Below are 13,112 nucleotides of genomic sequence, written 5' to 3'. Positions count from 1 at the left end.
TCAGGCGCGCGCGACCTCGTGGTAGCCGCGCACCTGCGCGGGTTCGACGAGCCGGCCGATGCTGATCTCCCACACTGCGCCGTCGAAGCTCTCGAAGACGAGCAGCTCGCCCGCGTGCGTGAACTCGACGAAGTCGCACGTGCCTCGCGTGCCGGTGCCCGTGTCGCCCTCGGCGGTGTAGGTCAGCGAGCCGGCCTGGACCAGGGTCCAGTCGCGGCCGTCGATGGTCGTCCCGGCGAGGTCGGGCTCACCGAAGAGGTCGTGACGGGAGCGCCAGTGGATGATCGAGGAGCCGCCCCGAGGTCGGAGCGAGACCCATTCACGGGGTCCTGACGCGGTGATGCAGTGCTCGCCCCAGCCGGTGCCGTCCAGGTCGAAGCGCAGGGTGCCGACGACGCGGTGACGCGTGCCCTCGACCTCGAGCACCGCTCCCGGCCCGACCTGCGACTCACGCAGCTCCGCTCGCATCCACCCTCCTCCATCACGGTCACCACAGGGTAACCACCACCGACCAGCAAGCAGCGGACGAACCGAACTCGCGCGTAACTTCCGCCCCGGCCCCTCGTTTCCCCCGTAGCCGAGTCGAGACGGCGAGAGAGATGCAGGTGGATGCCACATGGGTGTGGAGATCGCGGTCACGGGGCTGACCAAGACCTTCGGGTCGCAGACGATCTGGCGGGACGTGACCCTCACGCTTCCCGCTGGTGAGATCTCGGTCATGCTCGGCCCTTCGGGCACGGGCAAGTCGGTGTTCCTCAAGACGCTCGTGGGGCTGCTGAAGCCCGACACCGGCTCGATCGTCATCAACGGCCGCGACCTGACGCAGCTGCGCGAGCACGACCTCTACGAGGTGCGCAAGCTCTTCGGCGTCCTCTTCCAGGACGGTGCGCTGTTCGGGTCGATGAACCTCTACGACAACATCGCGTTCCCCCTCCGCGAGCACACGAAGAAGACCGAGGCCGAGATCAGGCGCATCGTCGGCGAGAAGATCGAGCTCGTCGGCCTCCAGGGTGCCGAGGGCAAGCTGCCCGGCGAGATCTCCGGTGGCATGCGCAAGCGCGCGGGCCTGGCCCGGGCCCTCGTGCTCGACCCCGAGATCATCCTCTTCGACGAGCCCGACTCGGGCCTCGACCCGGTGCGCACGGCGTACCTCAACCAGCTCATCGTCGACCTCAACGCGCAGATCGAGGCGACGTTCCTCATCGTCACGCACGACATCAACACGGCGCGCACGGTGCCCGACAACATCGGGCTGCTCTACCACCGCCACCTGGCGATGTTCGGGCCGCGCGAGATGCTGCTCAGCTCGGAGGAGCCGGTCGTGCGGCAGTTCCTCAACGCCCAGAGGGTCGGCCCCATCGGCATGTCCGAGGAGAAGGACGCCGACGAGCTGGCCGCCGAGTCGGGCCAGGAGCTGCCGCCGCTGCCGCCGATCGCGCTCCAGCTGCCGACGAGCGACGGCTCGGTGCGCCGCACGGCGCGACCCGCGGGGGAGTGGTGCCGCACGAACGGCGTCACCCCGCCGCCCGGTTCCTTCGAGAGCTCCACCGTGGCCGCCGGCGCGATCGCAGCCCCGACCGTGGCGACGTCGGGTGAGCCGACGGTGACGTCGCCGTCCACGAGCCCGTATGCCGGCTCGTCCACGCTGGTGGGGGAGGTGGGCTGACGTGGCCGCACCCCTCACCGGCGCGCTGCGCCAGTCCGGTTCGCTCTTCGCGCTGGCGCTCGACGTCTTCCGGGCGATGCCCAGGCGACCGTTCCAGGTCAAGGAGTTCATCCAGCAGGCGTGGTTCATCGCGAGCGTCACGATCCTGCCGACGGCGCTTGTGTCGATCCCGTTCGGCGCGGTCATCGCGCTGCAGCTCGGCACCCTCACGCGTCAGCTCGGTGCCCAGTCCTTCACCGGCGCCGCGAGCGTGCTCGCCGTGCTGCGTGAGGCGAGCCCCATCGTCACGGCGCTGCTCATCGCGGGCGCCGGCGGATCGGCGATCTGCGCCGACCTCGGCTCGCGCAAGATCCGCGAGGAGATCGACGCGATGGAGGTGCTCGGCATCAGCCCGATCCAGCGCCTCGTCGTGCCCCGCGTGCTCGCCTCGATGCTCGTCGCGGTGCTGCTCAACGGTCTCGTGTCGGTCGTCGGCGTCGTCGGCGGCTACGTCTTCAACGTCATCGTCCAGGGCGGCACGCCCGGCGCGTACATCGCGAGCTTCACCGCCCTCGCCCAGCTTCCCGACCTCTGGACCGCCGAGATCAAGGCGCTGATCTTCGGGGCGATCGCGGCGGTCGTCGCGGCCTACAAGGGACTCAACGCCGGAGGCGGACCCAAGGGTGTTGGTGATGCCGTCAACCAGAGCGTCGTCATCACCTTCATGCTGCTCTTCGTCGTCAACTTCGTCATCACGGCCGTGTACTTCCAGGTCGTCCCGCAGAAGATCTGAGGACCCGACCATGGCGACCAAGACCCAGACCCGTCCGCAGAGCGCGGAGCGCCTGCTGCACCTGGCAGGCGGGCCTTCCCGCGCGCTCGACTCGCTCGGCGAGCAGATGCGCTTCTACGTGCGCTCCCTCGCGTGGAGCGGCCGCACGCTGCGTCGGTACAAGAAGGAGGTCGTGCGCCTCCTCGCCGAGGTCTCGCTCGGCACCGGTGCGCTGTCGGTCATCGGTGGCACCGTCGGGGTCATCGCCTTCCTCGCCTTCTTCACCGGCACCGAGGTGGGCCTGCAGGGCTACTCCTCGCTGGACCAGCTCGGCACGGGCGCCTTCACCGGCTTCTTCTCCGCCTACCTCAACACCCGTGAGATCGCCCCGCTCGTCGCGGGCCTGGCGCTCGCGGCCACGGTCGGCTGCGGCTTCACCGCCCAGCTCGGTGCGATGCGCATCAGCGAGGAGGTAGACGCGCTCGAGGTCATGGGCATCCCGTCGCTGCCCTTCCTCGTGACCACCCGGATGATCGCCGGCTTCATCGCCGTCATCCCGCTCTACGTCCTCGGGCTGCTCAGCTCGTACGCCGCGACGCGGTTCATCTCGACCGCCTACTTCGGGCAGTCCGAGGGCACCTACGACCACTACTTCCACCTTTTCCTGCCACCGGGCGACGTCTTCTGGTCCTTCGCCAAGGTCATGGTCTTCGCGGTCGTGATCATCCTCATCCACTGCTACTACGGCTACACCGCGTCGGGTGGACCGGCCGGCGTGGGCGTGGCGGTCGGCACCGCGGTACGCACGTCGATCGTCGCGATCAACATCGTCGACTTCTTCCTGTCGCTGGCCATCTGGGGCGCGACCACGAGCGTTCGGATCGCCGGATGAGCCGCACCCCCAGCGACCCCAACGCCGACCCGCGCAGCGAGGTGAGCACCGACGCGACGCCCGGCCCGATCACCCAGCACACGCGAAAGCGACTGGGGCAGAAGGCATACGGCGTGGTGTTCCTCGTCGTGCTCACCCTCCTGCTCGGGCTGTCGATCGCGTCGTTCCAGAAGCGATTCACACCCGTCGTGATGGTCACCCTCGAGACGAACCGGCTCGGCAGCCAGCTGCAGGAGAGCTCGGACGTCAAGCTGCGCGGCCTGCTCGTCGGCGAGGTGCGCACCGTCGAGGCGACCCCCACCGGGGCCCGCCTCGAGCTGGCGCTGCAGCCCGAGGAGGTCGCGAAGATCCCCTCGAACGTCACGGCGCGGCTGCTGCCGAAGACGCTCTTCGGGGAGCGCTACGTCGACCTCGTCACGGCGGGCCCCAGCCAGCGGTCGATCCGCGCCGGCGACGTCATCCCGCAGGACCGCAGCAAGGTCGCCATCGAGCTCGAGACGGTGCTCGACAACCTCTACCCGCTGCTGCGCACGGTGCAGCCGGCCAAGCTGGCGACGACCCTGAACGCCCTGTCGACGACGCTCGACGGGCGCGGCGACCAGATCGGTCGCAACTTCGTCCTCGTCGACCGTTACCTCAAGGCGCTCAACCCCAGCATGCCGACGATCCGACAGGACATCTCGCTGCTCGCCGACACCGCGGACCTCTACGACGGCGTCGCCCCCGACTTCTTCCGTCTCACCGAGTCGCTGCGGGTCACCAACCGCACCATCGTCGAGAAGGACCAGCAGCTGGCGGCCTTTCTCGTCGGGACGGCAGGCTTCGCCAACCAGGCAGCGGGGTTCCTCCGCGACAACGAGCAGCGCATCATCCAGGTCGGTCAGGTGAACCGTCCCACCCTCGCCCTGCTCGCCGAGTACTCCCCGGTCTACCCGTGTCTCGCCTCCGGCATGGTCAACTGGCTGCCCCGGGCCAACCAGGCGTTCTCGGGGGGAACCTTCCACATCACCCTCGAGATCGTGAAGCCGCGCCAGGCCTACAAGCCGGGCGAGGAGCCGCGCTGGGGCGACAAGCGGGGTCCGCACTGCTACGGGCTGCCGAGCCCCGACGGCTCGCAGTCGAACCCCTTCACCGGCAACCACTTCGACGACGGCACGAGGCCGGCGAGCGAGTCAACGCCCTTCTCCGGCGTGCCCCAGGCGCTGCTGGGCGACGCGGCGGCCGACTCGGGCACGGCTGGCACGGCCGACGAGCAGCGTGTCGTCGGCGCCCTGTTCGCGCGCGACGGCCAGCAGGCGAACGACGGCTCGGACGGCATACGCACGCTGCTCGCCGGCCCGATGATGCGCGGAACGGTGGTGAGCACCCGATGAAGGTCAAGGGCTCCCTCGTCAAGCTCATCCTCTTCGCCGCCGTCACCCTCTTCGCGACGAGCATCCTCGCGCTCACGATCGCGAACATCCAGCTCGGGTCGAAGGCGACCTACACGGCGCTCGTCAGCGACGCGACCGGCGTCATCGCCGGCCAGGACGTCCGCATCGCCGGGGTGCGCGTCGGCGAGGTGACCGACGTGCACGTCGCCCCGGGCTCCGGCTCCGACCACGCCACCGCCGCTGTCGAGTTCTCGGTGCTCAAGAGCTCGGTGCTCACCCAGGGCACCGAGGTGACCATCAAGTACCGCAACCTCGTAGGCCAGCGCTACCTCGCGCTGACGCAGGGGGCCGGCAACCCGGTCTCGCTCCCCGACGGGGCGACGATCCCGCTCACGCGCACCCACCCGGCACTCGACCTCACCGTCCTCTTCAACGGCTTCAAGCCGCTCTTCGCGGCGCTGTCGCCGAAGGACGTCAACGACCTCTCGGGGCTGCTCATCCAGACCCTCCAGGGCGAGGGCGGCGACGTGAACAGCCTGCTGGCCAAGACCGCGAGCCTCACGTCGACGATCGCCGACCGCGACGCCGTCATCGGACGCACGATCGACAACCTCAACACCGTGCTCGGCACCGTCGACGCCCACGACCAGCAGCTGCTCTCGCTCATCGACCAGCTGCAGCGCTTCACGAGCGGTCTCGCGGCCGACCGGGAGACGATCGGGCGCTCCCTCTCGGGCATCAACACGCTGTCCGCCGAGACCGCCGACCTGCTCGTGTCGACCCGCCCGCTCATCAAGGACGACGTCGCGCAGCTGCGCACGCTCGCCACGACCCTCAACAAGCCGGCCAACGTCAAGGAGTTCGAGAGCTTCATCTCGAATGCCACCCAGCGCATCACGACCCTGACGCGCACCGCCACGTACGGCTCGTGGTTCAACTTCTACCTCTGCCGGTTCGACACCAAGAGCCCACTGCTGCCGGGCGTCTCGCCCACCTACGACGTCTCGTTCGCGAGGTGCAACTCATGAGCACGCCCTTCCGCGAGCGCAACCCCGTGCCGATCGGCGCCGCCGGCCTGGCGATCCTCGGGCTGCTGCTCTTCCTCGCGTTCAACGCCTCGAGCCTCCCCTTCATCGGCGGCGGCACGTCCTACAGCGCCGCGTTCACCGAGGCGGGCGGCATCCGACCCGACGACGACGTGCGCATCGCCGGCGTCAAGGTCGGCAAGGTGACCGGCGTCGACCTCGAGGACGGCCACGTCCGCGTCGACTTCAGGATCACCGAGGACGCCTCCTTCGGCACCCGCACCCGCGCCTCGATCCGGATGAAGACGATCCTCGGCGAGAAGTACGTCGCCCTCGACCCCGAGGGTGGCGGCCAGCTGGACGCCGACAGCCAGATCCCGGTCTCGCGCACGGTCAGCTCCTACGACGTCATCAACGCCTTCCAGGACCTCACGACGACGACCGAGCGCATCGACACCGGCCAGCTGGCCCAGTCGCTGTCGGTCATCGCCACCGAGTTCAAGGACAGCCCCCGGTACGTCCGGGCCACCCTCGACGGGCTCTCCCGCCTGTCGCGCACGGTCGCCAGCCGCGACGCCGAGCTCGGTTCGCTGCTCCAGCGCGCCAACAGCGTCACGGGGCTGGTGCGCAGCCGCAACCAGCAGGTCGGCACGCTCATCAGGGACGCCGACCTGCTCATGGTCGAGCTCGTCAAACGGCGTGACGACATCCGCACCCTGTTCCGCAACACGTCGGCGCTCGCCACGCAGCTGACCGGCCTCGCCCGCGACAACCGGGCCCAGCTGAAGCCGGCGCTCGCCGAGCTCGACAAGACCCTCGCCCTGCTCCAGAAGCACGACGACGACCTCCAGAAGACGATCCGAGCCATGGCCCCCTTCACCCGCGTGTACGCCAACACCCTCGGCACCGGCCGCTGGTTCGACACGTGGGTGTCCAACCTCGTCGTGCCGGTCGGCACCCCCGGCCTGGCGCTGCCCGGCACCCAGCTGCCCGACCTGCTCCTGCCCGGCACGTCCGGAGGTGCTCGCTGATGGCCGCCGAGACCAGCAGCCGTATGCCGTTCGGTCGGCTCCACGGACCCGCCACCGCGCTCGGCAAGGTCGTCACAGGCCTCGTCGTCGTCGCCCTCGTCGCGGCCGCGTTCCTCTTCTGGCCCCGGCAGCAGCAGACCACCGTCAGCGCCGACTTCACCCGCGCCGTCGGGCTCTACCCCGGGTCCGACGTCCGCATCCTCGGCGTCAAGGTCGGCCAGGTCGACACGGTGGTCCCCGAGGGCGACCACGTGCACGTCACCTTCAGCTACGACGAGAAGTACCGAGTGCCGGCCTCCGCCAAGGCCGCCATCGTGGCGCCCTCGCTCGTCTCCGACCGCTACGTGCAGCTGCTCCCCGTCTACGAGGCGGGGCCGGCTCTCGCGGCGGGCACGCGGATCCCGATCTCGCGCACCGCCGTTCCCGTCGAGCTCGACCGGGTGTCGCAGAGCCTCGACGACCTCATGGTCGCGCTCGGGCCCGACGGCGCCAACAAGGACGGCGCCCTCAACCGGCTGCTCCAGACGTCCGCAGCCAACCTCGACGGCAACGGCGACAAGCTCAACTCCACGGTGCACGACCTCTCCACGGCGCTGTCGACGCTGTCGGGCAGCCGTGACGACCTCTTCGGCACGGTGAAGAACCTCCAGTCCTTCACCTCGATGCTCGCCTCGAACAACGGGCAGGTGCGCCGCCTCAACTCCGACCTCGCGACGGTGGCCGTCCAGCTGAGCGAGGAGCGCGAGAACCTCAAGGCGACGCTGAGCAGCCTGGGCGTGGCCGTCGACGAGGTGTCGGGCTTCGTCTCCGACAACAGGGCGCTGCTCAAGAGCAACCTCGACCGTGCCGTCACCGTCACCGGGGCCTTCGCGAAGAACCGCCAGTCGCTCGCCCAGGTGCTCGAGAACGCCCCGGTCGCACTGTCGAACCTGCAGAACGCCTACCACCCCGAGACGGGCACGCTCGACACGCGCAACAACGCGAAGGGCTTCGACGACCCCCTCCAGCTCGTGTGCTCGATCCTCACCGGGCCGACCGGCACCGGCAACACGCGCCTGTGCGACTCCTTGAAGAAGGCCGTGCTGCCCAAGCTGCCCCAGCTCCCATCGTTGCCGAACGGCGCTGCACTGCAAGGCAGCCCGCAACCGGGGGGCCTCGTCAACCTGCGCGGCGCCGACCCGACCCTCGGCGGACTGCTCGGAGGTTCCCGATGACGTATGCCGTCCGCTCCGGTTCGCGTGCCGCCCTCGCCGCGGTCGTGCTCGGCTCGCTGGTGCTCGGGGGATGCAGCGCCTACGACCTGCCGCTCCCGGGGGGCGCCGGCACCGGCGACGACTCCTACACCGTGACCGCCGAGTTCGCCGACGTGCTCGACCTCGTGCCGCAGTCCTCGGTCAAGGTCAACCAGGTGACCGTCGGCACCGTCGAGGACATCCGGGTCACGGGGTGGACGGCGACGGTCCGCCTGCGCCTGCCCGCGAAGGTCGTGCTGCCCGACAACGCGACCGCCGAGCTGAAGCAGACCTCGCTGCTGGGCGAGAAGTACGTCGCCCTCGCCGCCCCCACCGACGCGAAGCCGCTGGGCCGGCTCGGCGAGGGCGACCGCATCCCGCTCGCCCGCACGAGCCGCAACCCCGAGGTCGAGGAGGTCCTCGGCGCGATGTCACTGCTGCTCAACGGTGGTGGCGTGGCGCAGCTGAAGACCATCGAGACCGAGCTCAACAACGCCCTGCGCGGGCGCACCGGCGACGTCAGGGACCTCGTCGGCCAGCTGAACACCTTCGTCGGCGGCCTCGACGCCCAGAAGGGCGAGATCGTCCGTGCCATCGACAGCGTCGACCGGTTGTCGGGCACCCTGGCGAAGAACCAGGAGAAGATCGCCAAGGCGCTCGACGAGCTGCCCAAGGGCCTCAAGATCCTCGCCGACCAGCGCCGCCAGCTCACGGCGATGCTGACGGCCCTGAGCGACCTCGGCGAGGTGGGCACCCGGGTCATCCGTGGGTCGCGAGCCGACCTCGAGGCCAACCTGCGCGCCATCAGCCCGATCCTCCGCCAGCTCAACAAGGCCGGAGACGACCTGCCGAAGAGCTTCCAGCTGCTCTTGACCTACCCGTTCCCCAACAACGCCCAGAACACCATCAAGGGCGACTACACCAACCTCTGGGCAACTCTCGACACCGACCTCAACACCCTCGCGGGCAACCTCGGCGTCGGCAGGCTGCCGACCCTGCCCAGCGTGCCGGGACTCCCGGTGCCTTCCGTGCCCCTGCCGTCGGTGCCGCTGCCGTCGGTGCCGCGTCCGGGCATCCCGGTCCCGAGCGTCCCGGGCCTGCCCACCGGCGTGCCGACCCTCCCCGGCGGTCTCCTCGGTGCCCCTCAGCCGGGCGGCTCGCAGGCCGATGCCGCGTCGTGGTCGGCACTCTTCCCCACCGGAGGCTCCCGATGATCACACGCACCGTCCGCCTCCAGCTGGCGGCGTTCGCCCTGCTGTCCGTGACTCTCGTCGCGATCCTCTCGGCGAACTACGTCGGCCTGACCGACAAGATCGCCGGCGGCAGCTACGTCGTGTCCGCCGACCTGGCCCAGTCGGGCGGCATCTTCGTCGGGGCCGAGGTCACCTACCGCGGCGTGACGGTCGGCAAGGTCGAGGGGCTGCGCCTCTCGGGCGACGGTGTCGTCGTCGACGCCCGCCTCGAGCGCGGCACCGAGGTGCCCAAGGACGCGAGGGCCGTCGTCGAGAACCGGTCGGCGGTGGGGGAGCAGTACCTCGACCTGCAGCCCCGCACGTCCCGCGCCCCCTACCTCGCGGCGGGCGACGTCATCCCGCGCGAGCGCACCACGTTCCCGATCCGCATCGACCAGCTGCTCCAGCACGTCGACAACACCGTCGCGTCCGTGCCGCGCGAGCCCCTCGTCACGACCGTCGACGAGCTGGCTCAGGCCTTCAAGGGTGGCGGCGCCGACCTGCAACGGCTCATCGACTCGGGCAACGCCCTGACCGGGGCGGCCTCCGAGGCCCTGCCCGAGACGACGAGGCTCATCGACGACGGCCGCATCGTGCTCGACACGCAGGTGCGCTCCGGCAAGGACATCCGCACGAGCGTCTCGGGCTTCGCCGACGTGGCCGGCGCCCTGCGTGAGGCCGACCCCGACCTTCGTGTCGTGCTCGACCGGGGCGCGGTCGCCGCGAAGCAGCTCGACGCGCTGATCGCCGAGAACAAGCAGAACCTCGCGGCGCTCATCGCCAACTTCATCACCATCGGCAACGTGACCACGGCGCGCCTCGACGGCATCGAGCAGCTTCTCGTCACCTACCCCGACGTCGTCAACGGCGGCTTCACCGTCGTGCCTGGTGACGGCACCGCCCACTTCGGCCTCGTGCTCAACGTCGACGACCCCAAGGCCTGTGAAGCCGGCTACGAGGGCACCAGGAAGGTCGACCCGCACCGCACGGCCGGCCTGCCGCCGGTCAACCTCGACGCACACTGTGCTGCGGCCCGCGGCTCGGGCGTCAACGTCCGCGGCGCGCAGAACGCCCCCCGACCCACGCGATCCGGCCGGAGCACCCAAGGCGGCCAGAGCTACCCGATGGCGTTCGGACCCACTCCGGTCACCCTCGGCAACCCGGCCGTGACCTCGGGCAGCCCTGCGTCGTTGTCAGTCCAGTCGCCGGTCGCCCCGACCGGTGGCGACGCACGGACCGACAACGGCACGAGCTGGCTCTGGATGATGCAGGAGGCGCTCCGCTAGCCGGTGACGGAAGGAATCCCCTCGATGACGATGGCCCCCACCCGCTCGACCTCCCGGGCGCAGACCGATCCGCCCGACCGCTCGGACCACACCGCCGGCGACGGACCGGACGCCGACTCGGCCTCCAGCGAGGCGTTCGACACCCCGACCGACACCCCGACCGACACCCTGACGGACGTACCGACTGACCCCGCTGCCTCCGGTGACGACGACGTGCCACGTGCGGGCCTCAGGGGTGTCCGCACGTGGCGTCCGACCCCGCGTCTGCTCTGGGCCGTCACGGCCGTCCTGCTCCTCGCCGCGGTCGCCGTGACGGCCACGCTCGGCCGCTCGGCCTGGCAGGCGCAGCGCGCCGCCGACGCCCGCGACACGGCGCTCGCCGCCGGGCGCCAGATCGCGGTCAACTTCGTGACGATGAACGCCGCGACGTTCGACGCCGACACCAAGCGGGTGCTCGCCGAGTCCACGGGCTCGTTCCAGAAGGAGTACGCCGCGACGCTGGCGCAGCTCAAGCCGGTCGTGACGGCCAACAAGACGGTCTCCACCGTCGAGCGCGCCGAGGCCTCGCTCGTCTCGGGCGACGACGACTCGGCCAGGGTCATCGTCGGCGTGGTCGCACCCACGAGCAACGCCTCGACCCCCAAGGCCGAGAAGAAGACCTACCGGCTCCGGCTCGACCTGGTGAAGGTCGGCGACTCCTGGAAGGTGAGCTCCCTTGACTTCGTCAGCTGACTCCCGACGCCCCGCCGGCGCAGCTGCGGCCTCGCGCCGTCGCGTCGCCGGCGCGCGTCGCCGCGGTCGTGACGCGGGCGCCACCACCCTCGTGCTCGACCGCAGCACCGACGTCGAGCTCGACACCACGCTGGGCCCCGACTCCGTCGAGACCGCGACGCCGCCCGCACCGGCAGCCACACCCCCGACCGCACCCGCACCCGCACCCGCAGGCCCAACCTCCGACGACGGGCATGACGGGGCGACCGACGTCGTCGAGCCTCGTGCCCGCCGTGGCTCCGGGCGGCTCTGGGCGCCGGCCGTCGGCGCCATCCTGGCCCTCGCCCTGCTCGCCACGGCCCTCGTCCTCGGCCTGCGCCCCACCGTCTCCGACGCCGACCGCACCGCCGCGGTGAGCTCGGCCCGGACGACCCTCGAGAGCCTGCTCAGCTACAGCGGGGCCACCTTCGACAAGCACGTCGGCGAGGTCGCGCCCCAGCTGACGGCCCCGTTCAAGGACCAGTTCACCAAGGTCGCCGCCAGCGACATCAAGCCGATGGCCGTCAAGAACGAGGCGACCGTGCAGGCCAAGGTCTACGAGGCCGGTGTCATGGACACGACGGGCGACGGCGGCGAGGGCACGACGGTGCGCGTCATGGCGTTCGTCAACCAGGCCACCACCACGAAGGCGCAGCAGGCACCCGCGATCGACCAGAACCGGGTCATCGCCACGATGCGGAAGGTCGGCGAGCGCTGGCTCGTCAGTGAGCTCTCCGCCTTCTGACGAGGGGGCAACCTGGGGGCCGAGGTCCCGGGCGTCGACATGACGTCCGGGACCGAGCCCCCCGGCACGGTCGGAGCGTCCCGCGACGCTGCGGCATACTGCCTGCTGTGAAGCTGATCCAGGCCGATGGCGTCCCTGAGTCCCTTGCCCGCGTCGACCAGCCGGAGGCGGCGCCCGTTCGCGTCGGCGTCGTCCAGCACGAGTGGGTCGACGACGCCGCCGCGCTCGTCGAGACCCTCCGCGACGGCATCCGCACGGCAGCCGAGGCCGGCGCCACGATCGTCTTCCTCCCCGAGCTGACCCTGTCGCGCTACCCGGCCGACACGCTTCCCGAGGGCACGCCGTCGGCGATCGCCGAGGACCTCGACTCCGGCCCCACGACCACCTTCGCGCGCGACGCCGCCCGAGAGTTCGGCGTCCACGTCCACGCCTCGCTCTACGAGCGTGCGGATGCCGGTGACGGGCTCGGTTTCAACACCGCCGTGGTCGTCGCCCCGAGCGGCGAGGTGGTGGCTCGCACGCGCAAGACGCACATCCCCGTGACCGCCGGCTACCACGAGGACAAGTACTTCCGGCCGGGTCCGCCCGAGGATGCGTATCCCGTTGTGGCCCTGGCCGATCCGTCCGTGCGGCTCGGCCTTCCGACCTGCTGGGACGAGTGGTTCCCCGAGGTCGCCCGCCTCTACTCGCTCGGCGGGGCCGAGGTGCTCTGCTACCCGACGGCCATCGGCTCCGAGCCCGACCACCCCGACTTCGACACCCAGCCGCTCTGGCAGCAGGTCATCGTCGGCAACGGCATCGCCAACGGCCTCTTCATGGTCGTGCCCAACCGCTTCGGCACCGAGGGCCTCATCACCTTCTACGGCAGCTCGTTCATCTCCGACCCCTACGGCCGCATCCTCGTGCAGGCCCCGCGTGACGAGGCCGCCGTGCTGGTCGCCGACCTCGACCTCGCCCAGCGCCGTGACTGGCTCGAGCTGTTCCCGTTCCTCGAGACCCGCCGCCCCGACTCGTATGCCGCCCTGACGACCCCTGTGCGTGCCGAGCACCGTCGCGAGGCGGCCCAGTGACCGACGCCGCCACGGTGTCGACAGGGGGAGATGGCGCCGGGGCCGCGAAGCCGGGTTGG

At 70.6% G+C, this 13,112-nt stretch carries 13 protein-coding genes; 12 read left to right on the top strand and 1 reads right to left on the bottom strand.

What is annotated here, in order from left to right; genetic code table 11:
- Entirely contained in the window at positions 1–468 is a 468-nt protein-coding gene (locus tag ACFQ2V_RS03295) for a DUF4178 domain-containing protein (protein WP_386050675.1), read from the bottom strand.
- Between the two features lie 148 nt (positions 469–616).
- Between ACFQ2V_RS03295 and ACFQ2V_RS03290 the strand changes: the two genes are divergently transcribed.
- The 12 genes from ACFQ2V_RS03290 (at position 617) to ACFQ2V_RS03235 (ending at position 13,053) form a co-directional block, all read left to right on the top strand.
- Positions 617–1,666: an ABC transporter ATP-binding protein gene (locus tag ACFQ2V_RS03290; RefSeq protein WP_386050673.1), complete on the top strand. Its 1,050-nt coding sequence runs from the start codon at positions 617–619 to the stop codon at positions 1,664–1,666.
- 1 nt (position 1,667) lies between these two features.
- Positions 1,668–2,438 (top strand): MlaE family ABC transporter permease, encoded by a 771-nt coding sequence (locus tag ACFQ2V_RS03285; protein ID WP_386050671.1) that lies wholly within the window; start codon positions 1,668–1,670, stop codon positions 2,436–2,438.
- Positions 2,439–2,448: 10 nt separating this feature from the next.
- A complete protein-coding gene (locus tag ACFQ2V_RS03280; protein WP_449343036.1) occupies positions 2,449–3,309 on the top strand; it encodes an MlaE family ABC transporter permease in 861 nt (286 codons plus the stop codon).
- Entirely contained in the window at positions 3,306–4,682 is a 1,377-nt protein-coding gene (locus ACFQ2V_RS03275; protein ID WP_386050669.1) for an MCE family protein, read from the top strand. Before ACFQ2V_RS03280 ends, ACFQ2V_RS03275 begins: the two co-directional genes overlap by 4 nt.
- Positions 4,679–5,710: an MCE family protein gene (locus tag ACFQ2V_RS03270; protein WP_386050667.1), complete on the top strand. Its 1,032-nt coding sequence runs from the start codon at positions 4,679–4,681 to the stop codon at positions 5,708–5,710. Before ACFQ2V_RS03275 ends, ACFQ2V_RS03270 begins: the two co-directional genes overlap by 4 nt.
- A complete protein-coding gene (locus ACFQ2V_RS03265; RefSeq protein ID WP_386050665.1) occupies positions 5,707–6,738 on the top strand; it encodes an MCE family protein in 1,032 nt (343 codons plus the stop codon). The genes ACFQ2V_RS03270 and ACFQ2V_RS03265 overlap by 4 nt, the downstream gene beginning before the upstream one ends.
- The gene (locus ACFQ2V_RS03260; protein ID WP_386050663.1) at positions 6,738–7,952 is read left to right on the top strand and encodes an MCE family protein; all 1,215 of its coding nucleotides are present in this window, start codon (positions 6,738–6,740) and stop codon (positions 7,950–7,952) included. The genes ACFQ2V_RS03265 and ACFQ2V_RS03260 overlap by 1 nt, the downstream gene beginning before the upstream one ends.
- Positions 7,949–9,184, top strand: a complete 1,236-nt coding sequence (locus ACFQ2V_RS03255; protein WP_386050661.1) for an MCE family protein — start codon at positions 7,949–7,951, stop codon at positions 9,182–9,184. Before ACFQ2V_RS03260 ends, ACFQ2V_RS03255 begins: the two co-directional genes overlap by 4 nt.
- Positions 9,181–10,488 (top strand): MCE family protein, encoded by a 1,308-nt coding sequence (locus ACFQ2V_RS03250; RefSeq protein ID WP_386050659.1) that lies wholly within the window; start codon positions 9,181–9,183, stop codon positions 10,486–10,488. The genes ACFQ2V_RS03255 and ACFQ2V_RS03250 overlap by 4 nt, the downstream gene beginning before the upstream one ends.
- Positions 10,489–10,512: 24 nt before the next feature.
- A complete protein-coding gene (locus tag ACFQ2V_RS03245; RefSeq protein WP_386050657.1) occupies positions 10,513–11,220 on the top strand; it encodes a hypothetical protein in 708 nt (235 codons plus the stop codon).
- The gene (locus ACFQ2V_RS03240; protein ID WP_386050655.1) at positions 11,204–11,983 is read left to right on the top strand and encodes a hypothetical protein; all 780 of its coding nucleotides are present in this window, start codon (positions 11,204–11,206) and stop codon (positions 11,981–11,983) included. The genes ACFQ2V_RS03245 and ACFQ2V_RS03240 overlap by 17 nt, the downstream gene beginning before the upstream one ends.
- 107 nt (positions 11,984–12,090) lie before the next feature.
- A complete protein-coding gene (locus ACFQ2V_RS03235; protein ID WP_386050653.1) occupies positions 12,091–13,053 on the top strand; it encodes a nitrilase-related carbon-nitrogen hydrolase in 963 nt (320 codons plus the stop codon).
- The last annotated feature ends 59 nt before the right edge of the window (positions 13,054–13,112 follow it).

It is taken from the genome of Terrabacter terrigena (assembly GCF_042676085.1).
Classification (GTDB): Bacteria; Actinomycetota; Actinomycetes; order Actinomycetales; family Dermatophilaceae; genus Terrabacter; species Terrabacter terrigena.
This window is presented reverse-complemented; position numbering and strand designations above follow the sequence as displayed.

Bases quoted from the DNA above. Each gene is read 5' to 3' on its own strand.
- ACFQ2V_RS03295 (WP_386050675.1), bottom strand. From the start codon at position 468: ATGCGAGCGGAGCTGCGTGAGTCGCAGGTCGGGCCGGGAGCGGTGCTC.
- ACFQ2V_RS03290 (WP_386050673.1), top strand. From the start codon at position 617: ATGGGTGTGGAGATCGCGGTCACGGGGCTGACCAAGACCTTCGGGTCG.
- ACFQ2V_RS03280 (WP_449343036.1), top strand. From the start codon at position 2,449: ATGGCGACCAAGACCCAGACCCGTCCGCAGAGCGCGGAGCGCCTGCTG.
- ACFQ2V_RS03275 (WP_386050669.1), top strand. From the start codon at position 3,306: ATGAGCCGCACCCCCAGCGACCCCAACGCCGACCCGCGCAGCGAGGTG.
- ACFQ2V_RS03270 (WP_386050667.1), top strand. From the start codon at position 4,679: ATGAAGGTCAAGGGCTCCCTCGTCAAGCTCATCCTCTTCGCCGCCGTC.
- ACFQ2V_RS03265 (WP_386050665.1), top strand. From the start codon at position 5,707: ATGAGCACGCCCTTCCGCGAGCGCAACCCCGTGCCGATCGGCGCCGCC.
- ACFQ2V_RS03260 (WP_386050663.1), top strand. From the start codon at position 6,738: ATGGCCGCCGAGACCAGCAGCCGTATGCCGTTCGGTCGGCTCCACGGA.
- ACFQ2V_RS03255 (WP_386050661.1), top strand. From the start codon at position 7,949: ATGACGTATGCCGTCCGCTCCGGTTCGCGTGCCGCCCTCGCCGCGGTC.
- ACFQ2V_RS03250 (WP_386050659.1), top strand. From the start codon at position 9,181: ATGATCACACGCACCGTCCGCCTCCAGCTGGCGGCGTTCGCCCTGCTG.
- ACFQ2V_RS03245 (WP_386050657.1), top strand. From the start codon at position 10,513: ATGACGATGGCCCCCACCCGCTCGACCTCCCGGGCGCAGACCGATCCG.